Below are 22,980 nucleotides of genomic sequence, written 5' to 3'. Positions count from 1 at the left end.
CGTCCTACCCGGTCACTGCCGGGTGTACGTCAGACTCTCCCCGCCCCCCGGCTGCGCTCGCCGCAACCGCCCGTCCGGCAGCAGGCTGACCTCGGTCGGATCGCCGGGCGTGCAGGAGGTGGCGGGCCGGCCGCTGGTCACGGTGGACGGCCCGATCTCCAACGGCCCCCCGTCGCCCGGCTCCTGGCTCAGCTCGGCCTCGAAGACGCAGCGGTACGCCCCTCCGCCGTCCGCCGGCCCCTCCGCGACCAGTGTCAGCACGCTGTCCCCCACCTCGCCCTGGCGGATGGTGAGGCGGCGGGTGTTGGCGCCGCCCGCGTTGTCGATGGTCGCCGTCCAGGTGCCGAGAAAGGCGTCCGGTACGGCCCCGGCGGCCGAGGAGGACGAGGACGAGGGAGGCGGCGAGACCGGCCCCGGGCCGCGCTCCCCAAAACCGGTGGGCGACGCCGACCCGGAGGCCGGCGCGGGCCCGGCCGCACCGCTCCCCTTCCCGCCGACCCCGCCGTTGAGCAGCGCGTACACCGACCCGCCCGCTCCCAGCGCGACGATCACCGCGATCACGACGAGCAGCGCCGTGGACCGCCCGCTGCGCCGCTCGGGCTCGGGTTCCGCGCCGTACGGCGGGTACGGCGGGTACGGCTGCCGGGGGTACCCGTACCCGAGGGTCCGCGGGGCCGGCGCGGAAGCGGCGCCCTGCTCGAAGTACGGCGGCTGGAACGCCTGCCGGGGATGCGGTTGCGCCTGCGGGTACCCGTACGCCCCGGGAGCCGTCACGGGCAGCGGCGTCGCGTCCCCCGCCGCCGGCGACCGCTCGGTGCCGGCCGGGCTCCGCCCCGCCGTGTCCGCCCCTCCCCCGTCGGAGACGGCCGCGTGCTCGGGCGGCCGGCCGTCTCCCCCGGCGGCGGCGCCGGCGCCTCCCCCCGTGCCGCCCCCGCCGCCGGCCGCCGACGCGCCCGCCCCGCGGGAGCCGCCCGCGGCCGCCGGCTGCGGCCCCTGCGCACCGGGACCGCCGACGCCCGAAGTCCCCGTCCGCGGCTCCTCCACCTCCAGCAGCCCCACGGCGTGCCGCCCCAGTTGGGCCACCAGCGCCCCCGGCAGCCACGGGTCCCGGGAGCGGCCGTCCAGGACCGTGTCCTGCGCCCCCGTGCGTTCCAGCAGCGCGTCCAGCGTGGGCCGCGCCGCCGGATCCTTGCGCAGGCACTCCCGTACCAGGTCGGCGATGCCCTCCGGCACGCCCGCCAGGTCCGGCTCCTCCTGGGCGATGCGGAACATCAGCGCGTGCACCCCGCTGCCGACGCTCCCGAACGGCATCCTGCCGGTCGCCGCGTACGTCAGCACCGACCCGAGCGAGAAGACGTCGCACGCCGGCGTGACCCGGTCCCCCCGCACCTGCTCGGGCGCCATGAAACCGGGCGAGCCGACCAGCGACCCGGTCACGGTGAGCCCCTCGCCGCCCGCCGTGCCCGTCTCCAGGGCGCGGGCGATGCCGAAGTCGATCACGCGTGGCCCGTCGATGGTCACCAGCACGTTGGACGGCTTCAGGTCCCGGTGCACGATCCCGGCCGCGTGGATGTCCTTCAGCGCGTGCGCGAGCCCGGCGGCGAGGATCCGCACCGAGCGCTCGGGCAGCGCCCCGTGGTCGTGCCCGACGACCTGCTGGAGGCTGGGCCCGGCCACGTACCCCGTGGCCACCCACGGCACCGCCGCCTCGGTGTCCGCGTCCAGGACCGGCGCGGTCCAGTACCCGCCGACCCGCCGCGCCGCCTCCACCTCGCGCCGGAACCGCGCCCGGAACTCCTCGCGCGCCGCCGGCTCCTCGCGGACCAGCTTCACGGCGACCGTACGGCCCCGGTCCGAGCGGGCCAGGTAGACCATGCCCATGCCGCCCGCCCCCAGTCGCGCCAGCAGCCGGTAGCCGCCGATCCTCTGCGGGTCCCCAGGCCCCAGTTCCTCCATGACCGCCCGCCCTTCCCGCCCCGTCAGCTGTCGCAACGGCCCGAGAATAATCCGGTCGTACAAGGTGCCGGAGGCGCAGCCGTCCACGGTTCCGTAACAGGCTTCACGCCCTCGCCCGACTTAATGTCGACAACCTGTCGCGGATTGGGACCGTCCACGGAACAGGACGCCGATACCCCTTCCGCATCCCGGACATTTACGCTCGCCCGCATGACCCCTCAGCCCCATCCCGCAGCCGGCGCCGCCGTGAAGGCCGCGGACCGTGCGCACGTCTTCCACTCCTGGTCCGCCCAGGACCTCATCGACCCGCTCGCCGTCGCCGGCGCCGAGGGGTCGTACTTCTGGGACTACGACGGCACGCGCTACCTGGACTTCACCAGCGGGCTCGTCTACACCAACATCGGCTACCAGCACCCCAGGGTCGTCGCGGCCATCCAGGAGCAGGCGGCGAAGATGACCACCTTCGCGCCCGCGTTCGCCATCGAGGCGCGCTCGGAGGCGGCCCGGCTGATCGCCGAGCGGACCCCCGGCGACCTGGACAAGATCTTCTTCACCAACGCCGGCGCCGACGCCGTGGAGCACGCGGTGCGCATGGCCCGGCTGCACACGGGCCGCCCGAAGGTGCTCTCGGCGTACCGCTCGTACCACGGCGGCACCCAGCAGGCCGTGAACATCACCGGCGACCCCCGCCGCTGGCCCTCCGACAACGGCACCAGCGGCGTCGTGCACTTCTGGGCGCCGTTCCTCTACCGCTCCCGCTTCTACGCCGAGACGGAGGAGCAGGAGACCGCGCGGGCGCTGGAGCACCTGGAGACGACGATCGCCTTCGAGGGTCCCGGCACCATCGCCGCGATCATCCTGGAGACCATCCCCGGCACGGCCGGGATCATGGTGCCGCCGCCCGGTTACCTCGCCGGGGTGCGGGAGCTGTGCGACAGGTACGGCATCGTCTTCATCCTGGACGAGGTCATGGCCGGATTCGGCCGTACCGGCGAGTGGTTCGCGGCCGATCTGTTCGATGTCGTACCGGACCTGATGACCTTCGCCAAGGGCGTGAACTCCGGCTACGTGCCGCTCGGCGGCGTCGCCATCTCGGGGAGGATCGCGGAGACCTTCGGCAAGCGTCCCTACCCGGGCGGCCTCACCTACTCCGGGCACCCGCTGGCCTGCGCCGCCGCCGTCGCCACCATCGGCGTGATGGCCGAGGAGGGCGTGGTGGAGAACGCCAAGCGGCTCGGCGAGACGGTGCTCGCGCCGGGTCTCGCGGAGCTGGCCGCGCGCCACCCGAGCGTGGGCGACGTCCGCGGCGTGGGCATGTTCTGGGCGCTGGAGCTGGTCAAGAACCGGGAGACGCGCGAGCCCCTGGTGCCGTACAACGCGGCCGGTGAGGCGAACGCGCCGATGGCCGCCTTCGCCGCGGCGGCGAAGAAGCACGGTCTGTGGCCGTTCGTGAACATGAACCGCACCCACGTGGTGCCGCCGTGCAACACGAGCGAGGCCGAGCTGAAGGAGGGCCTCGCCGCGCTCGACGCCGCGCTGTCCGTCGCCGACGAGTACACGGCGTAGGCACACGGCGCAACCGGTTCGGCGCTGCCGTCGGCAAAGCCGGGACGCGTAAGGTGACGTGCTCATAGGACTCGAAAGAGTTGGCCATACGTGCGAGCACGTCACCCGTACGCGTGAGGAGAATCCGGCCATGCCCGGCAACGGCGGCACCGTCACCCGCAGCACCCTGCGCCAGCAGATCGCGGACGCGCTCCGTGACGAGGTGCTGGCGGGCCGGCTGCTGCCCGGCCGGGCGTTCACCGTGAAGGAGATCGCCGAGCAGTACGGCGTCTCCGCCACCCCCGTGCGCGAGGCGCTGGTCGACCTGTCCGCGCAGGGCATCCTGGAGGCCGACCAGCACCGCGGCTTCCGCGTGCCCGAGTACTCGCTCGCCGACTACCGGCACATGATCGAGGCCCGCAACCTGGTCACGGACGGCATGTTCCAGGCCCTCGCCGCGGGCCACCCGGCCTTCCGCACCCCGCCCGAGGACCCGCTCACCCGCGCGACGCTCGCGACCGTGCGCCGCCGCGGCGAGGAGGCCCGGCGCGCCGCCGCCGCGGGTGACCTCACCGTCCTGATCGGCTACGACCTGCGTTTCTGGCGCGAGCTCGGCGTCCTGTTCGGCAACCCCTACCTCGGCGACTTCCTGCACCGGCTGCGGGTGCAGGCCTGGGTCTGCGTGGTCCAGCACCTGCGCCGCCTCCCCGATCTGCGTGGCCGGCTGTGGGCGGGGCACACGGAACTGGTCGAGGCCCTGGCGCGACGCGAGACGGAGGAGGCCCGCGCGCTGGTCGCCGCGGCCAACGCGCACTCGATGGCGCTGCTGGAAGACCTGTCCGACAGCTGAGCGGACGTGGGGGTATGGGAGGACACGTGCACGGATTACGCTTCCCAGACCACCTCTCCGTGTGAGGAGCCCTCTTTGGCCTGTGACCTGTGGCTGGTACCGCTCGTCGACGTGTTGTGCCACACGCCGGACAACCCGTTCGCCGAGGAACTCGCGCACTACAACCACGCGCTGACCGCGGCGGGGCTGCCGCCGGTGCCGGTGTACCAGTACATGCCGGGCCTGTCCGGCGAGGTCGCCCCGGTCGCCGGCTTCGACTACGACGCCCTGCACTTCCTGCGCCGCGCCTATCTGCTCCAGGTCTGCGGGCTGCCGGTGACGCCGGTGGACGAACTCGGCGGCGACTACGAGCAGTTGCTGGAGATGTTCGAGTCCACGGCCCAGCAGTCGCACCTGGTGTGGCACTACGACCACGCGGGCGCCTACGTCCCGGTCGACTTCCCGCACCCGCTGTCCGACGACCAACTCCTCGCGGGCGGGGGCCCGTTGGGTTCCAGCCAGGCACTGCTGCGCGAGCTCCAGTACGTCGCCCCGGCCATCGGCATCGACCCCGCCAACCCCCCGGCGCCCCCGGCACCTCCCGCGGCCCCCACCGAACTGGAGGAACCGGCAGCCCCGACCCCCTACGACCCCAACCCCTTCTCCCGCGAACGCCACGTCTGGCTGGGCCTGCACGCCGCCGCGACGCGCTCGCTGGCACAGGGCTCGATGATCGTCTTCAGCTGACCGGGGCGCACCCGGGTCAGGGAAGGTTCGGGGTCACGATCAGGGTGATCACCGATGGGCGACGGCGGTCGCGGACGGCAGAGTCGATGTGTCAGCACGTCCGTCAGCGACGCCGGAGGTCCCTCGATGCACATGCGTCTCGCCGCCACCGCCCTCTCCCTGGCCGCCGCCCTCACCGTGGGCGCGGCCCTGCCCGCGGCCGCCGCCCCGGCGGCCCCGGCGGCCCCGGCCCCCACCGTCCAGGACATCCTCGACCACCTGCCCGACGACGTCGTCGCGGGCGCGCTGGTCAGACAGGACGGCGTGGGCGCCACCGCAGGCCCGGTCACCGGCGACGCGTACCTCCGGATCGGCAGCGTCACCAAGGTGTTCACCAACACGGTGGTGCTGCAACTCGTCGCCGAGCACCGGCTGGACCTGGACGCGCCGGCCCGGCGGTACGTCCCCCGGGTGCTGCCGCGGGCGTACGACCGGGTCACCGTGCGCCAGCTCCTCGACCACACGAGCGGCCTGCCCAAGCCCGCTCCGACGCCCGGACCGGACGACGGCCCCGGATGGCAGCTCACGTCGGTGACGCCCGAGGAACTCCTGCGCGCGTCGTTCGCCGGCGCCACCGGCACGCCGCCCGCGCCCGGCTCCGAGCAGCAGTACAACGGGCTCAACTCCTTCGTCCTCGGCCTGGTCGTGGAGAAGGTCACCGGCCACTCCTTCGCCGACGAGCTGGAGCGCAGGATCATCCGGCCGCTGGGCCTCTCCCACACCGCCCTGCCCGCCGCCGACGACCCGGCGATCCCCTCGCCCCACGCGGAGGTGTACGTCGACGGGCAGGACGTGACCGAGCAGAGCCCCTACCCGTGGGCCGAGGGCGGCATGATCTCCACCGCGGCCGACCTGGACCGCTTCCTCACCGCGCTGTTCCGGGGCCGGCTGCTGCCACCCGCCCAGCAGCGGCTGGTGTTCGCGATACCGCACGTGAAGAGCGCGGCCGACAACACGAACTGCGCCGGGGAGAGGGCCTGTTACAGCGTCGGCGGACTCCTGCGCCACCAGCTCCCGGACGGCGCGTACGCATGGGGCAAGACCGGTTCCCGCCCCGGCTGGGACAACGGGTTCTTCGCCACCCGCGACCTCAGGCACCGCGTGGTGTACTCCCTGAACCCGACGGGGGCGGGCAACGACCTCCCGTACATCACGGCCGTGGTCGACGCCGCGCTCGCCGGCTGACGACCCGCCCGAGGCCGCCGGGCGGCGGCTCCGTCGCACCTGCCGCCCGCCCGCCCCTCGGCCGGGCGAGAGGGGTGGGTGGGCGGGGAGGAGGAACGGAGGGGGCTAGAAGACCGGCGTGCCCGCCTGGGTCAGCTTCCAGTTGGTGACCGCGAAGTCGGCCGGGTCGAGGGACTTCTTCGCGGTGACGTAGTCGATCATGAGCTGGCGGATCTCGTTGGTGGAGCTGTACGCGATCTCCGCCGTGGCGATGTGCGGGTAACCCGAACCGCCGTTGGCGCGGTAGTTGTTGACGGCGACCACGAAGACCTGGTCGTCGGCGACGGGGGCGCCGCCGTAGCTGAGGTTCTTGATGCGGGAGCCCTCGGGCTGGGCGATGTCGATGTCGTAGTCGACGCCGGCCGCCGTGTCGTACATGTAGTCCCAGAAGCTGTTGGCGTTCGTCAGCGTCTCGGTGTCGACCTGCGTGCCCGCCGGCACCTGGTGGTAGTACTTGGCCGCGTACTCCAGGTAGTCCTTCAGCTGGGCGCCCGTGAGCTTCTTGCCGTAGAGCGTGTTGTCGTAGATGTAGAGCCCGGCGATGTCCCTGATGGTGACGTTGCCCTGCGGGATGTCGGCCGTGCGGCTGAAGGGCGCCGCGACCGAGATCAGCGGGAGGGCGGCGTCGGCCGCGGAGAGGCCGGCCTTGACCGTCTCGGTCTGGACCTTGTGGATGAAGTCCATGATCGGCACGTCCTTCCAGCAGGACTCCGCCGCCGAGAGGTCCGTCGTGCAGGTGCCGACCGGGGTGTTGACGTACTTCACCACCAGCTCGTGGTCGGCCTCCAGGAGCTTCTTGATCTCCGGGTCCTCGTCCACCCCGTTGGGGTTGAGGGTCTGCGCCTTCTTGCTCGTCACCTTCCACTGACCGTGGTGGAGTTCCAGCTCGAAGTCGAAGACGCTGAGGCGGTAGCCCCAGCAGTACGGCTCGGACAGCAGGACGTCCTCGCCGGTCTCCTCGTTCTTGACGGTGTACGACGGCACCTCGACGTGGGTGTGGCCCACGAGGATCGCGTCGATGCCCGGGACCTGCTCGGCGACCAGGTTGGACGCGTTCTCGATGTAGGGGAGCGCGTCGCCCCACGAGGACGAGCCGTCCAGGCCGGAGTGGTCGGTCAGGAAGACGACGTCACAGCCGAGCGCGCGCAGCCGCGGCACGTACTTCTTCGCCTGCTCGACCAGACCGGGGAAGACCAGCTTGCCGCCGACGTTGTCCTTGTCCCAGATCGCGATGCCGGGGTTGGTCAGGCCGAGGATGCCGACCTTGATGTCGGGGGCGCCGGGGACCTTGATGCGCTTGACGGTGTACGGCTGGAAGGCGGGCCGCAGCGAGGTCGCGTGCAGGGCGTTCGCGCCGAGCAGCGGGAAGTCGCACTGGTCCTCGAACTTGCGCAGCGTGTCGATGCCGTAGTTGAACTCGTGGTTGCCGAGCGCGGCGGCGTCGTAGCGCATGTGGTTCATGGCGACGGCCATGGGGTGCTTGGGGCCGCTCTCGCCGTCGGTACCGGTGATCGGGTCGACCCGGGCGAAGTAGTAGGCGAGGGAGGTGCCCTGGATGATGTCGCCGGCGTCGACCAGCAGCACCCGGTGCTCGCCCTTGGCCTCACGCTGCTGCTTGATGAGGGTGGCGACGCGCGCGACGCCCACGGAGTTGCCCTTCTTGTCCTTGTAGGGCGCGTCCGCGTAGTAGTCCCAGTCGAAGACGTGGCTGTGCAGGTCGGTGGTGCCCAGGATGGAGAACGACCAGGTGCGCGGCGCCTTTCCGGAGTGACCGTTCTCGGCCGCCTCGGCGGTGCCGGGGCCCACCGCACCCGCCGCGGCGACGGCGGCGCCGGTGACGGCCGACTTCTTCACGAACTCCCGGCGGTTCATGGGACTGTGGGTCATTCAAGGCTCCTGAGAGTGGAGTTGGCGCGAGCAGAGGGTCGTTCCATGCGGAGGCTACCCGCGTAGATCGTGCTCGTGCCCCTCATCGCCGCAAACCAGGAAATGACCATGTCCAGGTCAAGGATGAGTCAGGTTGGCCGGAACGCGACAGCGCCCGCCGGAACCGCCCGGGGGCGGAACCGGCGGGCGCTGCCGCACGGTGAAGCCGGGTCGAACTCCGGCTTACAGGAAGGAGTTGACCTCGATCGTCTCGTCCCGGCCCGGACCCACGCCGATCGCGGAGATCGGGGCGCCGGACATCTCCTCCAGCGCCTTCACGTAGTTCTGCGCGTTCTTCGGCAGCTCCGCGAAGGTCTTCGCCTTGGTGATGTCCTCGGACCAGCCCGGCAGGTTCTCGTAGACGGGCTTCGCGTGGTGGAAGTCACTCTGCGAGTAGGGCAGTTCCTCCACCCGCTTGCCGTCGATCTCGTACGCCACGCAGACCGGGATCTGCTCCCAGCCGGTGAGGACGTCCAGCTTGGTGAGGAAGAAGTCGGTGAGGCCGTTCACCCGGGTCGCGTACCGCGCGATGACCGCGTCGAACCAGCCGCAGCGGCGGTCACGGCCGGTGGTCACACCGCGCTCGCCGCCGATCCGGCGCAGCGCCTCGCCGTCCTTGTCGAACAGCTCGGTCGGGAACGGACCGGCGCCGACACGGGTGGTGTACGCCTTGAGGATGCCGATGACCCGGCTGATCTTCGTCGGCCCCACACCCGAACCGGTGCAGGCGCCGCCCGCGGTCGGGTTGGAGGAGGTGACGAAGGGGTACGTGCCGTGGTCGATGTCGAGCAGCGTGCCCTGGCCGCCCTCGAACAGCACGACCTTGTCCTCCTCCAGGGCCTGGTTGAGGATCAGCACGGTGTCGGCGACGTACGGCTTGATCTGCTCGGCGTAGCCCAGCAGCTCCTCGACCACCTGCTCGGCGGCGATGGCGCGGCGGTTGTAGAGCTTGGTGAGCATCTGGTTCTTGACGTCGAGCGCCGCCTCCACCTTCTGCTGGAGGATCGACTCGTCGTACAGGTCCTGGACCCGGATGCCCACGCGGTTGATCTTGTCCGCGTAGGTGGGGCCGATGCCGCGCCCGGTCGTGCCGATCTTCCGCTTGCCGAGGAAGCGTTCCGTCACCTTGTCGACCGTGACGTTGTACGGCGTGATGACGTGCGCGTTGCCGCTGATGAGGAGCTTGGAGGTGTCGACGCCTCGCTCGTTCAGACCGCTCAGCTCGGAGAGCAGGACCGAGGGGTCGACGACGACACCGTTGCCGATGACCGGCGTGCATCCGGGAGAGAGGATGCCGGAGGGCAGGAGGTGGAGTGCGTACTTCTGGTCGCCGACGACGACCGTGTGGCCGGCGTTGTTGCCGCCCTGGTATCGCACCACATAATCCACCGATCCACCGAGCAGGTCGGTGGCCTTCCCCTTGCCCTCGTCACCCCACTGAGCACCGAGCAGCACAAGTGCGGGCACGCGCGTACACCCCTTCCGGGCGGGGCATGTCCAAGGTCAGGGGCGTGGGCGTAAGGTTCACCGCCGCGTGCCACCGCGACCGTCGTTGGCCGCACAACCGTCGGACCGGATGCCCCGGAATAGACGAAGCCCCTGGCGCAATAGCGCAAGGGGCTCTTGCACAAAGATGCTACCCGAGGAAGCGAGGCAGGACCGAGGTGGCGACTTTCGCGACGTCCGATCAGCTGCTGGTGATCATCGATCCGGGGGCACGGCAGACGGACGGGGAGTCCGTTCGGATCGCGAAAGACGTGCTCAGCGCGGGTGCGGCGGCCAAGGTCTGTCTTCCGGAGGGGCCCGAGGAATTCGCGCGGGCACTGGGCCGTAGGGGTTCCCGCCGTCCGGTGGTGGTGGGCGACGACGCGGCCCTGATGCGGGCCGTGACCCTGCTGCACCGGGAGCGGGAACTGGCCGGATGTGCGCTGTCGATGGTCCCGGTGGGCGAGGCGCTGACCCTGGCGGAGTCCCTCGGGGTGCCGACGGGGGCGGTGGCGGCGGCGCGGGCGGTGCTGGACGGCGAGGAGCGCCGGCTGGATCTGCTGGCCGACGACAGCGACGGGCTGGTCCTCGGCGAGCTGGCCATCCCCCCGGCCCCGGTGCGGGCGCCCGCCCCCGCGCCGATGGCGGCCGCCGCCCGCCCCTGGTACCGGTCCCTGGTGCGCACCCTGAGCCCGCGCCCCGCCCGGCTGTCCGCGATACCCGCCCCCGGCCCCACCCGGCTTCGGGTGGAGGTCGACGGCGACACCCTGGTGGACCTGGACCAGCCGGTGGAGTCCCTCTCCCTGGCCCCGGCCACCGGCGGCCTGGCGGAACTGACGGTCCACCCCCTCTCCGTGGGCGCGGAGGCGACGCCCCTGCGGGCCTCGGGGCGCACGGTCACGGTCACCGGCCCCGACTTCCACTACCGCGCCGACACGAAGGTGACGGGCCCGGTTCGGCGCCGCACCTGGCGGGTGGCCGAGGGGGCGTGGGCTCTGGTGCTGCCCGCCCACGACTGACACCTCAACTCCTCACCCCAATGGTCTAGTGACAAATATTTAACAGTTCCGACCCCTTCCCGCACCCCCCGGTCGTCCAGCATCCTGCTCCATCAGGACCCAGGGAGCGGACCCGGAGGGGGTCATTCATGGCAGTGGACGAGGGTGTGGTCCCGGCGGCGGAGACCGGCGGCGACGAAACGATTCACCGGCTGAAACCCAATGCCGTCGGGCTGCTCGGCGTGGTCTTCATGGCCGTGGCGACGGCCGCGCCGATCACCGCGATGACCGGGAACGTGCCGTTCATGGTGTCGTCGGGCAACGGTGTCGGGGCACCCGCGAGCTATCTCGTCGCAATGGTCGTGCTGGCAATCTTTTCCGTCGGTTTCACCTCGATGGCGAAGCACATCACGTCGACGGGCGCGTTCTACGGCTTCATCTCCTACGGTCTCGGCCGCACCGTCGGGCTCGCCTCGGGCCTCCTCGCCACCTTTGCCTACGTCGTGTTCGAGCCCGCGCTGATCGGGATCTTCTCCACCTTCGCCACGACCACCCTGCGGGACCAGACCGGGGTGCGTCTGCCCTGGTGGGCCTTCGCGATCCTGATGCTGGCGGTCAACGCGACCGGCACCTGGTTCGGGGTCAGCGTCGCCGAGAAACTGCTGGTGGTGCTGCTGGCGACCGAGGTCACCGTGCTCGCCGCGATGGCGGTGTCCGTGGCCCTGCACGGCGGTGGCCCGCACGGCTTCAGCCTCGCGCCGGTCGACCCGGTCAACGCCTTCAAGGGCACGTCCGCCGGGCTCGGCCTCTTCTTCGCCTTCTGGTCCTGGGTCGGCTTCGAGTCCACCGCGATGTACGGCGAGGAGTCCCGCGACCCGAAACGGATCATCCCCAGGGCGACCATGGTCAGCGTCCTGGGCGTCGGGGTCTTCTACGTCTTCGTCTCCTGGATGGCCATCTCGGGCAACGGCGAGGCGGAGGCCGTGCGGGCCGCGTCCTCCGCGAACCCGCTCACGATGTTCTTCGCCCCCACCGAGCGCTACGTCGGCCACTGGGCCGTCGACGTCATGCAGTGGCTGATGATCACGGGCTCGCTGGCCTGCGGCATGGCCTTCCACAACTGTGCCGCGCGGTATCTGTACGCGCTGGGCCGCGAGGGCGTCCTGCCCTCGCTCCGGCGCACGATCGGGCGCACGCACGCCCGGCACGGGTCGCCGCACATCGCCGGGCTGGTGCAGACGGTGGTCGCGGCGGTGCTGATCGGCGCGTTCTGGGCCGCGGGGAAGGACCCGTACACCGGGACGTACGTGCTGCTCGCGATCCTCGGGACGATGGCGATCCTCGTCGTACAGGCCGTGTGCTCGTTCGCGGTGCTGGTGTACTTCCGGTCGCACCACCCCGAGAGCCGGCACTGGTTCCGGACGTTCACCGCGCCGCTGGTGGGGGGAGCGGCGATGCTCGGGGTGGTGGTGCTGCTGGTGTCCAACATGGGCGCGGCGGCGGGGAGCGAGTCGGGTTCGCTGGTGCTGCGGGCCACACCGTGGCTGGTGGCGGCCGTGGCACTGGTGGGCGTGTCGTACGCGAGTTACCTCAAGCGGCGGGCCCCGGAGCGGTACGCGCTGCTGGGGCGCACCGTGCTGGAGGAGACGAAGGAACGGTAGGCGCCCTCCGCCCTCAGCGGGTGTACTTCTCGTCCCGGTAGGCCCGCCACCGTTCCATCATCGCGGCCACGTCCCGCTCGATGAACTCGAAGAAGTCCAGGGTCTCGGCGAGGCGGCGGCCCGCGGGGGTGTCGGCGCCGAGGCCGGTGACGCCCTCGCGCAGGGCGTCCTCCCAGCGCTTGATGACGGCTTCGCGGCTGGTGAGGGCCTCGTACCACTGGTCGCTGTGGACGCGGTAGCGCTCGCGGCGGGAGCCCGGCTCACGCTCGCGGGAGACCATGTGGACCTGGGCGAGGTAGCGCACCGCGCCGGAGACGGCGGCGGGGCTGATCTTCAGCTGTTCGCCCAGCTCGGCCGAGGTCAGGGTGCCGGTGTCGGAGGCGAGTAGGGCGGCGAAGACACGGGAGGGCATGCGGGCCATCCCCGCCTCGACGAGCTGGGCCGCGAAGCGCTCCACGAACGTCGAGACCGCCTCGGGGTCCCGGACCGCCGCATCCGCCCCCACCGCTTCCGTCATGGTCCCTACGGTACCCAACATTAGGGACCTTCGGTAACTTCACAAGTTTGTGAAAGAAGCGTACGTTCGGTCCATGACCAAGGCAATCACGGTCGCCGGGCTGCACAAGTCCTTCGGCCGCACCCATGCGCTGGACGGCCTCGACCTCGACGTCGAGTCCGGCGAGGTGCACGGCTTCCTGGGACCGAACGGCGCGGGCAAGTCGACCGCCATCCGGGTACTGCTCGGGCTGCTGCGCGCCGACGCCGGCGCGGTGCGGGTGCTGGGCCGCGATCCCTGGCGGGACGCGGTGGAGGTGCACCGGCGGATCGCCTACGTGCCCGGTGACGTGACCCTCTGGCGCAATCTGTCCGGCGGCGAGGTCATCGACCTGTTCGGCCGGCTGCATCAAGGAGGGCGCGCGAAGCGCGTCAGGCAGGGTGGCGGCGGACGACGGGCGGGCGGGCTCGACCCGCGGCGGCGCGACGAACTGGTCGAGCGCTTCGAGCTGGACCCGACCAAGAAGGGCCGCACCTACTCCAAGGGCAACCGGCAGAAGGTCGCCCTGGTCGCCGCCTTCGCCTCGGACGTGGACCTGCTGATCCTGGACGAGCCGACCTCGGGCCTGGACCCCTTGATGGAGGAGGTCTTCCGGCGCTGTGTGGAGGAGGAGCGGGCGCGCGGCCGCACGGTCCTGCTGTCCTCCCACATCCTCAGCGAGGTGGAGCGGCTGTGCGACCGGGTCAGCATCATCCGCAAGGGGCGGACGGTGGAAAGCGGTTCGCTGGCCGAGCTGCGGCACCTGACCCGGACCAGCGTGACCGCCGAACTCGCGCGCGTGCCCGTCGGGCTGGCGGATCTGCCGGGCGTGCACGACCTCGACGTCCAGGGCCGGCGGGTGCGGCTCCAGGTCGACACCGACCGACTCGACGGGCTGCTGCGGGCGCTCGGTGAGTCGGGGGTGCGGACGCTGACGTCGACGCCGCCGACGCTGGAGGAGCTGTTCCTGCGGCACTACGCGCAGGGCGCCGACGACACGGACCAGGCCGACGACGCGGACGGGGTGGCGGTGTGAGCGCGGCGGCCCTCTCCGTACGGGCCGGTGGCGCCCGCTCGTTCGCCGGTACCGGCACCCTGGTGCGTTTCGCGGTGCGCCGGGACCGGGTGATGATCCCGGTGTGGATCGCGGTGATCGCGCTGATGGTGCTGTCCATGCCGAACAGCCTCCAGTCGGTCTACGGCACCCCGGCCGCCCGCGCCGAGCTGATGCGGCAGATGGCGGCGAACACCTCGCTGCGGGCCATGGTCGGGCCGGTCTTCGCCGACTCGCTGGGCGCGCTCACGGCCTGGCGGGTCGGGGTGTACGCCGGTGCGCTCGCCGCCGTGATGAGCCTGCTGGTGGTCCTGCGGCACACCCGGGACGAGGAGGAGAGCGGGCGGCAGGAGATGGTGTCGTCCGGGATGGTCGGACGGCGGGCGCCGCTGACGGCCGCGCTGGTGACGGCGGCGGGCGCGAACGCGGTCCTCGCGGTGCTGGTCGCGGCGGGGCTCTCCGCGCAGGGCGGCGCGGGGGCGGTGGCCTTCGGGCTCGGCGTCGGCGGGGTCGGGCTGGTGTTCGCGACCGTGGCGGCGATCATGGCCCAGCTGACGGAGAGCGCGCGGCTGGCGCGGGGGCTGACGTCGGCGGTGCTGGGCGCGGCGTTCGTGCTGCGCGCGGCGGGCGACTCGGCGTCGTCCGACGGTTCCTCGGTGCTGACCTGGCTGTCGCCGCTGGGCTGGCTGGAGGACCTGCGGCCCTTCGCGGGCGAACGCTGGTGGGTGCTCGCGCTGTTCGCGGGCGCGGCGGTGGTCCAGGGCGCGGTCGCCTACGAGCTGGCCGGGCGCCGGGACGTCGGGATGAGCTTCCTGCCCACGCGTCCGGGACCGGCGGCGGGGCGGCTCGGCACGGCGGGCGCGCTGGCCTGGCGGCTGCAACGGGGCAGCGTGCTGGGCTGGGGTCTCGGGTTCTTCGTCGCGGGGGTGGTCTACGGCGGGGTCGTGACCGGCGCGACGGACATGGTGCGGGACAGCGACCAGGCGCGGGAGATCTTCCAGCGGATGGGCGGGCAGTCGGGGCTCACCGACGCGCTGCTGGCCGCGCTGATCAACATGCTGGGGCTGGTCGCGGCGCTGTACATCGTGCAGTCGGTGCTGCGGCTGAACGGCGAGGAGTCCTCCGGCCGGGCCGAACCGGTCCTCGCGGGCGCGGTGGGCCGGCTGCGCTGGGCGGCCGGGCACCTGGTGATCGCCTTCGGAGGCGCGGCCCTGCTGATGCTGCTCACCGGCCTGGGCTTCGCGGCGGGCTACGGCAAGGACACCGGCCCCCTCGTGGCCGCCTGCCTCGCCCAGCTCCCCGCCATCTGGGTCATCGGCGGCATCGCCGTCCTGCTCTACGGCGTCCTGCCGCGCGGCGCGACCGCCGCCTGGGGCGTCGCGGGCGCCGTCCTGCTCCTCGGCTGGGTCGGCCCCGCCCTCAAGGCCCCCCGGTCGCTGCTGGACCTCTCCCCCTTCACCCATCTCCCGAAGCTGCCGGGCGGAACGGTGCACTGGCCGCCGATGCTGTTGCTGACGGGGCTCGCGGTGCTGTTCGTCGGCGTGGGACTGGCGGGGTTGCGCAGGAGGGATGTGGCGGGGTGAGGGCGGGTCAGTCGACGTAGTGCTTCAGTTTCTCGGTGTCGAGTTCGACGCACACGGGTGGGGGGATCAACAGCTGGGCGCCGAAAGCCTCCTTGCGTGCGTTGCGGTAGCCGACGCCCGGGTGCGGGTCACTGAACAGGGTGACCGTGCAGTCGTCGCGGTCGACGAGCAGGTAGAAGGGGATGCCCGCGGCACCGTAGGCCACGGGCTTCTCCTGGCGGTCACGCCGGTCGGTGTCGGAGTCGTAGGAGGTGACCTCAAGGACCAGGAGGGCGCCGGTCGGGTCGGCCCACTCGCCATGGCCCGCGAAGTGATCCTCGGGCACGAGGATGGCATCGGGGCGGACCCTTCCCTCGCGGTATTCCTCTACTTTCAGCCCCTGTCCCTGGTAGAGATCCAGGTCCGGCCGTGCCTGCATGCACCGCCTCATCAGCCACAGCACGATGCTGTTGTGGTCGCCGTCCGGCACTTTCCTGACCCCGATCCGTCCGTTGATGAACTCGAACCTGACGGTGTCGTCGGTCTCCCTGGCCGCGGACTCGGCGATCCTCTCGAACTCCTCCACCGACATCTGGGCCGACTGCAACTCGCGCTCTGCCATAACCGTCATGGTGCCCTCCTCGTAAGGCGGGCACCAGCGTGCCGTGCCGGCGGTTGGCATATGCCAAGACAGCCGCGTGATCATCCGAACGGGTGATCAGCGCACCTCCACGCTCAAACCTTCCAGTCCCCGGATCACGAAGTTCGGCTTGCGGGCCGGTTCGGCCGCCAGGGCGAGGGTGGGGGCCCGGCGCAGCAGGGCCGTCATGGAGGCGGCCAGTTCGAGGCGGGCGAGGGGGGCGCCGATGCAGTAGTGGATGCCGGCGCTGAAGGAGATGTGGGGGTTGTCGGTGCGGGTGAGGTCGAGGCGCGCGGGGTCCGGGAAGACGGCGGGGTCGTGGTTGGCGGAGCCGAAGAGCAGGGCGATCTCGGCGCCGCGCGGGATCGTCGTGCCGTCGATCTCGATGTCGTCCAGGACCCAGCGCTCGAAGAGCTGGAGCGGGGTGTCGTACCGCATCAGCTCCTCGATCGCGGTCGGCACGAGGGAGTGGTCGGCGCGCAGGGCGGCCAGCTGGGCGGGGTTGCGGAAGAGCGCCCACCAGCCGTTGACCGTGGCGTTGACGGTGGCCTCGTGGCCCGCGTTGAGCAGCAGTACGGCGGTGGAGATCATCTCCTGCTCGGTCAGCCGGTCGTCCTCGTCGTGCGCGGCGATCAGTCCGGAGATCAGGTCGTCACCGGGTCGCCCGCGCCGCGCGGCGATCAGGTCCCGCAGGTAGCCGGAGAACTCGACCGACGCGCGGACCGCCCGCGCCGCCGTGTCCTCGGACGGGTTCAGTTCGTACATCCCGCAGATGGCCGCCGACCAGGGCCGCAACTGGCCCCGGTCCGCCTCCGGGATTCCCAGCATCTCGGCGATCACCGCCACCGGCAGCGGCTCGGCGACGTCCTTCAGCAGATCGCCGCCGCCGTCCCGGACGAGGGCCGCCACCAACTCGTCGGCCAGGCCCCGCACATAGGGCTTCAGCCGCTCCACCGTGCGCGGCGTGAACGCCTTCGACACCAGTCGCCGGATCCGCGTGTGGTCCGGCGGCTCCAGGTCGAGCATCCCGTGATCGTTGAGCGTGTGGAACGGCTCGTGCGCCGGGGGCGGCGCGGTCCGCCCGAACTCCTCGTGGCCGAAACGGTGCTGGTACGTCCGCCCGAGCCGCCGGTCCCGCAGCAGCGCCGAGACGTCCGCGTGGTGCGGCACCAGCCACTGGTCCGTCGGCTCGTACCGGATCACCCGCCCGCGGCCGCGCAGCTCGGCGTAGGCCGGGTACGGGTCGGCCACGAACGCCGGGTCCCAGGGGTCGAAAGCGAGGTCTACAGGCCCTGACATGCGCCGACGCTAACGCGCGGAACCGGATCTGACCAGGCCACGGGGTCAGCCCGGTGTCACCAGGCGCGCCTCGTAGGCGAAGACCGCCGCCTGGGTGCGGTCGCGCAGACCCAGTTTGACGAGGATGCGGCTGACGTGGGTCTTGGTGGTGGACTCGGCCACGACCAGGCGTTCGGCGATCTCCGCGTTGGACAGGCCCTGGGCGATGAGGACGAGGACCTCGGTCTCGCGTTCGGTGAGGTCGCCGTAGGCGGCCTGGACCGCGTGCAGGGGGCGGCGGACGTCCGGCAGACGGGAGAACTCGGTGATCAGGCGCCTGGTGACGGAGGGGGCGAGCAACGCCTCGCCGGCCGCCACCACCCGTACTCCGTCGGCCAGTTGGCGGGCCGAGGCGTCCTTGAGGAGGAAGCCGGAGGCGCCCGCGCGCAGGGCCTGGTAGACGTACTCGTCCAGGTCGAACGTGGTCAGGACGAGCACCTTGGCCGTGGCGTCGGCCGCGACGATCTCGCGCGTCGCCTCGATGCCGTTGAGTTCGGGCATGCGGATGTCCATCAGGACGACGTCCGGGGCGAGCCGGCGTACCTGCTCCACGGCCTCGCGGCCGTTGACCGCCTCGCCCACGACCTCGATGTCCGGCATCGCGTTCAGCAGGACGGAGAAGCCCTCGCGGACCATCATCTGGTCGTCCGCGACCAGCACCCGGATCGTCATGCGCCGTCCTCGGCTTCGGGGGCCGGGGCCGGCACGGGGAGGAAGACCGCCACCTCGTAGCCTCCCTCGTCGGTGCGGGCCGCCGTCATCTCGCCGTCCAGCATGGTGACACGCTCCCGCATGCCCGTGATGCCGTGCCCGGCGCCCGGCGACGACTTCAGCAGGCTCGGCGCGGGCGGCGGGCCGTTGACCACGCGCAGCCCGAGGCCACCGAGGACGTACGAGAGCTCCACGCGGGCGCTCGCCCCGGGCGCGTGGCGCAGCGTGTTGCTCAGTGCCTCCTGGACGATGCGGTAGGCCGACAGCTCCACTCCCTGCGGCAGTTCGCGCACCGCGCCCGTCACCGCCTTGTCCACGGTGAGCCCGGCCTCGCGCACATTGGCGAGCAGCCCGTCGAGGTCGGCGAGGGTGGGCTGCGGGGCGTCCGGCGCCGCGTAGTCCTCGGCGCGCACGACCCCGAGGACCCGGCGCAGCTCGGTCAGGGCCGCCACCGCGTTCTCCCGGATGGTGGCGAACGCCTTCTCCAGCTCCGGCGGCGGGTTCTCCACCCGGTAGGGCGCCGCCTCCGCCTGGATCGCGACCACCGACATGTGGTGGGCGACCACGTCGTGCAGCTCGCGGGCGATGGTGGTGCGCTCCTCCAGCAGGGTGCGCCGCGAACGCTCGTGCTCGGTCACCGTCTGCTGCGCGGTCACCTCCAGCGCGGCCTCCCGGCGGACGTGCCGCACGGCGACCACCAGCAGGATCAGCGCGGACAGGAGCAGCATCTGGGCCACGTCGTCACGGTCGTACCGGTGGCCGAACAGGCTCGCGTCGAAGAAGCCGTAGACCCCGGTCAGCACCCACATCCAGGCCGCGGTGCGCGGCCGGGTGCGGATCGCCACGACGGTGAGCACCACCAGGTGGGAGAGGAAGCTGCCCGGCGTCCACGTCCCGCTCATCCAGTCGCCCCGGCTGACGATGCCGGTGACCGTGCACGCGGCGAGGGACAGCCAGAACGCCCCGGCGGGACGCACCAGGGTCAGCAGGACCGGCGCCAGGGCCAGCAGTCCGCAGATCAGGTTCGAGGCCGCGGAGGCGTCGGCGCGGGAGGCGCCGAGCCACATGGCCAGCACCCCGAAGAAGACCACCACGGCGTGCGGGGTCCAGGGCGCGTACTCCCGCGGCCGGCCCGAACGGCGGCGCACGAAACGGCTGTCGGGGCCGAGGCGCGGCAGCGGACGGTAGGCGAAGGCGTCGTGGAACAGGTCCTGGCGCAGCCCGGCGAGGGCGTCGGCGGCCAGCCGGAACTCCGGGCTGCGCGGGCGGCCGGCCCCGAGCGGTGGCGTGGCGTGCGTGTGGGTCGTCTCGGTCACACGGGAAACGGTAGGCGGCGGGCGGCGGCCGGTCGTCAGCTTGGAGGCGGGTTCCGCGGGGTCCTCCTCAGGTACTACTCGGGCCCGCGACGCTCACCGCGCCCCCGGTCTGACCAGCCCCGACTCGTACGCGAAGATCGCCGCCTGCGTGCGGTCCCGCAGCCCCAGCTTCACCAGTATCCGGCCCACGTGCGTCTTCACCGTCTGCTCGGCCACCACCAGGCGGACCGCTATCTCCGCGTTGCTCAGCCCCTGCGCGATCAGCGCCAGCACCTCCGTCTCCCGTTCGGTGAGGTCGCCGACGCGCCGGCGCAGCGGGGAGCGGCGGCCGCCGTCCAGGCGGGAGAACTCGGCGATGAGGCGCCGGGTGATGCCGGGGGCGAGCAGGGCGTCGCCGCCCGCCACCACCCGTACCGCCTCGGCGAGTTTGTCGGCGGAGGCGTCCTTGAGGAGGAACCCGGAGGCACCGGCGCGCAGGGCGTCGTACACGTACTCGTCCAGGTCGAAGGTGGTCAGCACCAGTACCTTGACGGCGGGTTGGGCGACCGTGATGCGCTCGGTCGCCTGGATGCCGCCGAGTTCGGGCATGCGGATGTCCATCAGGACGACGTCCGGAGCCAGTTCGGCGGCCTTGGCCACCGCCTCCCGGCCGTCCACCGCCTGGCCGACCACCTCGATGCCGGGCTGGGCGTTGAGCAGCACGGTAAAGCCCTGCCGCACCATCTCCTGGTCGTCGGCGATGAGTACGCGGATGGCGCCGGCGCCGCTCGTCATGGGGTCTGTTCTCCTGTCGTGGGCGAGGAAGGCGGGAAGGGCGGGGGGACCGGGGGCGGCGGGTCGTCGGACGGGGTGCCGTCGCCGGGAAGGAAGGCGGTGACCGTGAAGCCGCCCTGCGCGGTCGGGGCCGCGGTCACCCGGCCGCCGAGCATCGCCGCGCGCTCGCGCATGCCGAGCAGCCCGTGCCCGGCGCCCGGGGACGGCGGAACCGGCTCCCGGGCACGGGAGTTGGCCACCTCCAGGTGGAGGCCGTCCGGGCGGTGGACGACCTCGACGCGCACGCTCGACCCGGGCGCGTGCCGCAGCGCGTTGCTCAGCGCCTCCTGCACGATCCGGTACGCCGACAGCTCCACGCCCGGGGTGTAGGGCCGCACCGCGCCCCGCACCTCGGCGCTCACGTCCAGCCCGGCGGCGCGCGTGTTGTCGATCAGGGTGCCGAGCCGGGCGAGGGTGGGCTGGGGGGCGTCCGGGGCGGCCCCGGTGCCGGGCGCGCCGAGCCCGTAGGGGCCCTCGGGGTCCTCGGGGTGTTCGGAGCGCAGGACCCCGAGGACCCGGCGCAGTTCGGTCAGGGCCTCCAGCGCGTTCTGCCGGATGCCCGCGAGGTTCTCCTCCAGCTCGGGCGAGGGCCGCTCCACGAGGTGGGGGGCCACCTGGGCCTGGATGGAGATGACCGACATGTGGTGGGCGACCACGTCGTGCAGCTCCCGGGCGATGCGGCTGCGCTCCTCCAGCAGGGTGCGGCGGGCCCGCTCCTCGGCGGTGAGGCTGGTCTGCTCCACGAGTTCGGCGCGCGCCTGCTGGCGGCCGCGCACGGCGATGCCGAGCGCCACGACCACCGCGGACAGCACCACCGCGGTGACCCCGGTCGGCTGGTAGACGGCCCCGCCCCAGCCGCCCTCCAGGAGGGCGGTGACCAGCGCGGTCAGGGCCAGCGCCTCGACCGCCACCCGGGCGCGCACGCGCAGCGCGAGCAGCAGCATGACCAGCAGGTGCGCGACGATCCCGGCGACGGTCCAGGGCCAGGAGAACACCACGCCGGGTATCCGGCCCAGGTGGTCGTGGACCGCGGCGGCGCACACCACGGTCGCCGCCGTGGACAGCCACCAGGCCGCGACGGGCCGGCGCAGCGCGAGCACGGCCGCACCGCCCTGCGCGAGACCGATCGCGAAGGAGGAGCCGAGATTCAGCCCGCCGTTGTTCACGAGCTGCGCCACACCGCCGGTCCCGGCCCCGAAGGCGGCCAGGCACACCAGCCCGTGCGGCAGCCAGCGCAGCCACACGGACACCGGCAGCGGATCGCGCCGGAGCGTGCACAGATCGTCCCGCAACACCACCAGCCACTGCCGCGCCCGGTCCGCGAGCAGCGCGAATCCCTGACGACCCCCCGTTTCCGTCACGCCGTCCACCTTAGACACGGCGACCTCGGGGAACACGGGGGCCTGCCCCCCTTTCCCCGTCGGCCGCGCCGCCCCGGTGCACGCGGACCACCCGGCTGCGGCGACCGTGCCCCCGCCGGTCGCGCGCACGGCGGCCACCGCCCTGTTCGTACGACCGGAACGCGCCCCAGCACACCGTCAGGACCACCGCGAACACCGGGAGCCACCAGAGGCGGACGGCGATCCAGGCCGGGCCGTCGGGTGCGGTGTGCAGTCCGGGCAGGCGGCCGGCCGGGAGGACCGCGGCGGTGGTGGCCATCAGGGCGGTCTGGTGCCACAGGAAGATCGTCATCGCCGAGAGGTTGACCGTGGCCACCGCCGCCCACGGCAGGGGGCGGCGCATCGCGCGGCGCAGCCGGTCGCGCAGCAGCAGCGCCAGCCCGCACTGGGCGAGGCCGAAGGTGACGGCGGCGAGGGTCGGCGGGTCGAGGTTGGAGACCGCCGCGCCGGGGACGCCGACCATGGCGGCCGGGTAGCCCGCCCAGCCGACGAGGAGCGCCGTGGCCGCCGTGCCGGAGGCGAGCAGGGCCCAGCCCGCGCGGCGGGTGTCCAGCTCACCCCGGGTCCAGGCGGCACCGAGGGTGTAGGGGACCAGCCAGCCGGCGGGCAGGTTCGCCCAGCCGAGCCAGGAGGGGCCGAGGTGCAGGCCGAAGCGCAGCACGTCCACGTGCAGCACGACGGCGAGCGGCCACAGCGGGTGCAGCCGGGTGACGAGCGGGGTCACGGCGGTCAGCGCGGCGAACACCAGCAGGAACCACAGCGGGGACAGGGCGAGTTTGACGAGCGTGTGGACGGTGTCCGCCGGGGCGCCGGCGAGCAGCAGGCCCGCGGTGACCAGGGCCCACAGGCACAGGAGGGCGAGGACCGGGCGGGCGAGCCGGGCCAGGCGGGAGCGCAGCCACTGTCCGTACGTCAGGCCGCGGGCGCGGGCGGAGGCGAGGCTCCTGGTGGCCACGTGCCCGCCCACCAGGAAGAACACCGCCAGGGTCTGAAAGACCCAGGAGACCGGGGCCAGCCAGGGCATGCGCCCCAGGGGGCTGGCGGTGTGCAGGCCGCCGTCGTGCGCGACCAGCGCGGTGACCAGCCAGTGGCCGAGGACGACACCGAGGATCGCCAGGGCCCGCAGGGCGTCGACGGCGCGGTCGCGGGAGTCGGGGGTGGCCGCGTCGACGCGGCGGGCTCCGTGCCGTATCGCCGACAT

Annotated in this window: 19 protein-coding genes; 8 read left to right on the top strand and 11 right to left on the bottom strand. The window is 72.5% G+C overall.

The features are described 5' to 3' along the window. Nucleotides 1-12: 12 nt before the first annotated feature. Nucleotides 13-1,956 (bottom strand): serine/threonine-protein kinase, encoded by a 1,944-nt coding sequence (locus tag QSK45_RS15000; RefSeq protein WP_285557107.1) that lies wholly within the window; start codon nucleotides 1,954-1,956, stop codon nucleotides 13-15. 210 nt (nucleotides 1,957-2,166) lie between these two features. Here QSK45_RS15000 and QSK45_RS14995 point away from each other — a divergent pair, with 210 nt between their 5' ends. The 4 genes from QSK45_RS14995 to QSK45_RS14980 all read left to right on the top strand — a co-directional run bounded on the left by QSK45_RS14995 (nucleotide 2,167) and on the right by QSK45_RS14980 (nucleotide 6,301). Next, on the top strand, nucleotides 2,167-3,522 hold the full coding sequence (locus QSK45_RS14995; protein ID WP_285556946.1) for an aspartate aminotransferase family protein: 1,356 nt from the start codon (nucleotides 2,167-2,169) through the stop codon (nucleotides 3,520-3,522). A gap of 130 nt (nucleotides 3,523-3,652) precedes the next feature. Continuing rightward, the gene (locus QSK45_RS14990) at nucleotides 3,653-4,351 is read left to right on the top strand and encodes a GntR family transcriptional regulator (protein ID WP_285556944.1); all 699 of its coding nucleotides are present in this window, start codon (nucleotides 3,653-3,655) and stop codon (nucleotides 4,349-4,351) included. 75 nt (nucleotides 4,352-4,426) lie between these two features. Continuing rightward, nucleotides 4,427-5,077: a putative DNA-mimic protein gene (locus QSK45_RS14985; protein ID WP_285556942.1), complete on the top strand. Its 651-nt coding sequence runs from the start codon at nucleotides 4,427-4,429 to the stop codon at nucleotides 5,075-5,077. 126 nt (nucleotides 5,078-5,203) lie between these two features. Then, nucleotides 5,204-6,301, top strand: coding sequence for a serine hydrolase domain-containing protein (locus QSK45_RS14980; RefSeq protein WP_285556941.1), 1,098 nt, complete (start codon nucleotides 5,204-5,206; stop codon nucleotides 6,299-6,301). A 105-nt stretch (nucleotides 6,302-6,406) separates the two neighbouring features. Here QSK45_RS14980 and QSK45_RS14975 read toward each other — a convergent pair whose 3' ends face one another. Together QSK45_RS14975 and QSK45_RS14970 are read right to left on the bottom strand one after the other, a co-directional pair. Further along, a complete protein-coding gene (locus QSK45_RS14975; protein ID WP_285556939.1) occupies nucleotides 6,407-8,227 on the bottom strand; it encodes a bifunctional metallophosphatase/5'-nucleotidase in 1,821 nt (606 codons plus the stop codon). 222 nt (nucleotides 8,228-8,449) lie between these two features. Then, a complete protein-coding gene (locus tag QSK45_RS14970) occupies nucleotides 8,450-9,733 on the bottom strand; it encodes an adenylosuccinate synthase (RefSeq protein ID WP_285556937.1) in 1,284 nt (427 codons plus the stop codon). Between the two features lie 197 nt (nucleotides 9,734-9,930). Between QSK45_RS14970 and QSK45_RS14965 the strand changes: the two genes are divergently transcribed. Together QSK45_RS14965 and QSK45_RS14960 are read left to right on the top strand one after the other, a co-directional pair. Further along, nucleotides 9,931-10,770: a diacylglycerol kinase family protein gene (locus QSK45_RS14965; RefSeq protein WP_285556935.1), complete on the top strand. Its 840-nt coding sequence runs from the start codon at nucleotides 9,931-9,933 to the stop codon at nucleotides 10,768-10,770. 128 nt (nucleotides 10,771-10,898) lie between these two features. After that, nucleotides 10,899-12,410, top strand: coding sequence for an APC family permease (locus tag QSK45_RS14960; RefSeq protein WP_285556933.1), 1,512 nt, complete (start codon nucleotides 10,899-10,901; stop codon nucleotides 12,408-12,410). Between the two features lie 13 nt (nucleotides 12,411-12,423). On the opposite strand, the gene QSK45_RS14955 is transcribed toward QSK45_RS14960, so the two are convergent. Beyond that, nucleotides 12,424-12,927, bottom strand: a complete 504-nt coding sequence (locus QSK45_RS14955; protein ID WP_285556932.1) for a GbsR/MarR family transcriptional regulator — start codon at nucleotides 12,925-12,927, stop codon at nucleotides 12,424-12,426. Nucleotides 12,928-13,000: 73 nt separating this feature from the next. Between QSK45_RS14955 and QSK45_RS14950 the strand changes: the two genes are divergently transcribed. Both QSK45_RS14950 and QSK45_RS14945 read left to right on the top strand, forming a co-directional pair. Then, entirely contained in the window at nucleotides 13,001-13,981 is a 981-nt protein-coding gene (locus tag QSK45_RS14950) for an ABC transporter ATP-binding protein (RefSeq protein ID WP_285556930.1), read from the top strand. After that, complete coding sequence (locus tag QSK45_RS14945) at nucleotides 13,978-15,582, top strand: ABC transporter permease (RefSeq protein WP_285556927.1); 1,605 nt, start codon at nucleotides 13,978-13,980, stop codon at nucleotides 15,580-15,582. Before QSK45_RS14950 ends, QSK45_RS14945 begins: the two co-directional genes overlap by 4 nt. Before the next feature lie 7 nt (nucleotides 15,583-15,589). Here the strand turns inward: QSK45_RS14945 and QSK45_RS14940 are convergent, their stop codons facing one another. The 7 genes from QSK45_RS14940 to QSK45_RS14910 all read right to left on the bottom strand — a co-directional run bounded on the left by QSK45_RS14940 (nucleotide 15,590) and on the right by QSK45_RS14910 (nucleotide 22,980). Then, nucleotides 15,590-16,192 (bottom strand): Uma2 family endonuclease, encoded by a 603-nt coding sequence (locus QSK45_RS14940; protein WP_285556926.1) that lies wholly within the window; start codon nucleotides 16,190-16,192, stop codon nucleotides 15,590-15,592. 87 nt (nucleotides 16,193-16,279) lie between these two features. Continuing rightward, entirely contained in the window at nucleotides 16,280-17,500 is a 1,221-nt protein-coding gene (locus QSK45_RS14935) for a cytochrome P450 (RefSeq protein ID WP_285556924.1), read from the bottom strand. A 45-nt stretch (nucleotides 17,501-17,545) separates the two neighbouring features. Next, complete coding sequence (locus tag QSK45_RS14930; protein ID WP_285556922.1) at nucleotides 17,546-18,211, bottom strand: response regulator; 666 nt, start codon at nucleotides 18,209-18,211, stop codon at nucleotides 17,546-17,548. Continuing rightward, a complete protein-coding gene (locus tag QSK45_RS14925) occupies nucleotides 18,208-19,566 on the bottom strand; it encodes a sensor histidine kinase (RefSeq protein WP_285556920.1) in 1,359 nt (452 codons plus the stop codon). The genes QSK45_RS14930 and QSK45_RS14925 overlap by 4 nt, the downstream gene beginning before the upstream one ends. 93 nt (nucleotides 19,567-19,659) lie before the next feature. After that, nucleotides 19,660-20,340: a response regulator gene (locus QSK45_RS14920; protein ID WP_285556918.1), complete on the bottom strand. Its 681-nt coding sequence runs from the start codon at nucleotides 20,338-20,340 to the stop codon at nucleotides 19,660-19,662. After that, nucleotides 20,337-21,740: a sensor histidine kinase gene (locus QSK45_RS14915; protein WP_285556916.1), complete on the bottom strand. Its 1,404-nt coding sequence runs from the start codon at nucleotides 21,738-21,740 to the stop codon at nucleotides 20,337-20,339. The genes QSK45_RS14920 and QSK45_RS14915 overlap by 4 nt, the downstream gene beginning before the upstream one ends. A 10-nt stretch (nucleotides 21,741-21,750) precedes the next feature. Beyond that, entirely contained in the window at nucleotides 21,751-22,980 is a 1,230-nt protein-coding gene (locus tag QSK45_RS14910) for an acyltransferase family protein (protein WP_285557106.1), read from the bottom strand.

It is taken from the genome of Streptomyces hygroscopicus subsp. hygroscopicus (assembly GCF_030269125.1).
Lineage (GTDB): Bacteria > Actinomycetota > Actinomycetes > Streptomycetales > Streptomycetaceae > Streptomyces > Streptomyces hygroscopicus_C.
This window is presented reverse-complemented; position numbering and strand designations above follow the sequence as displayed.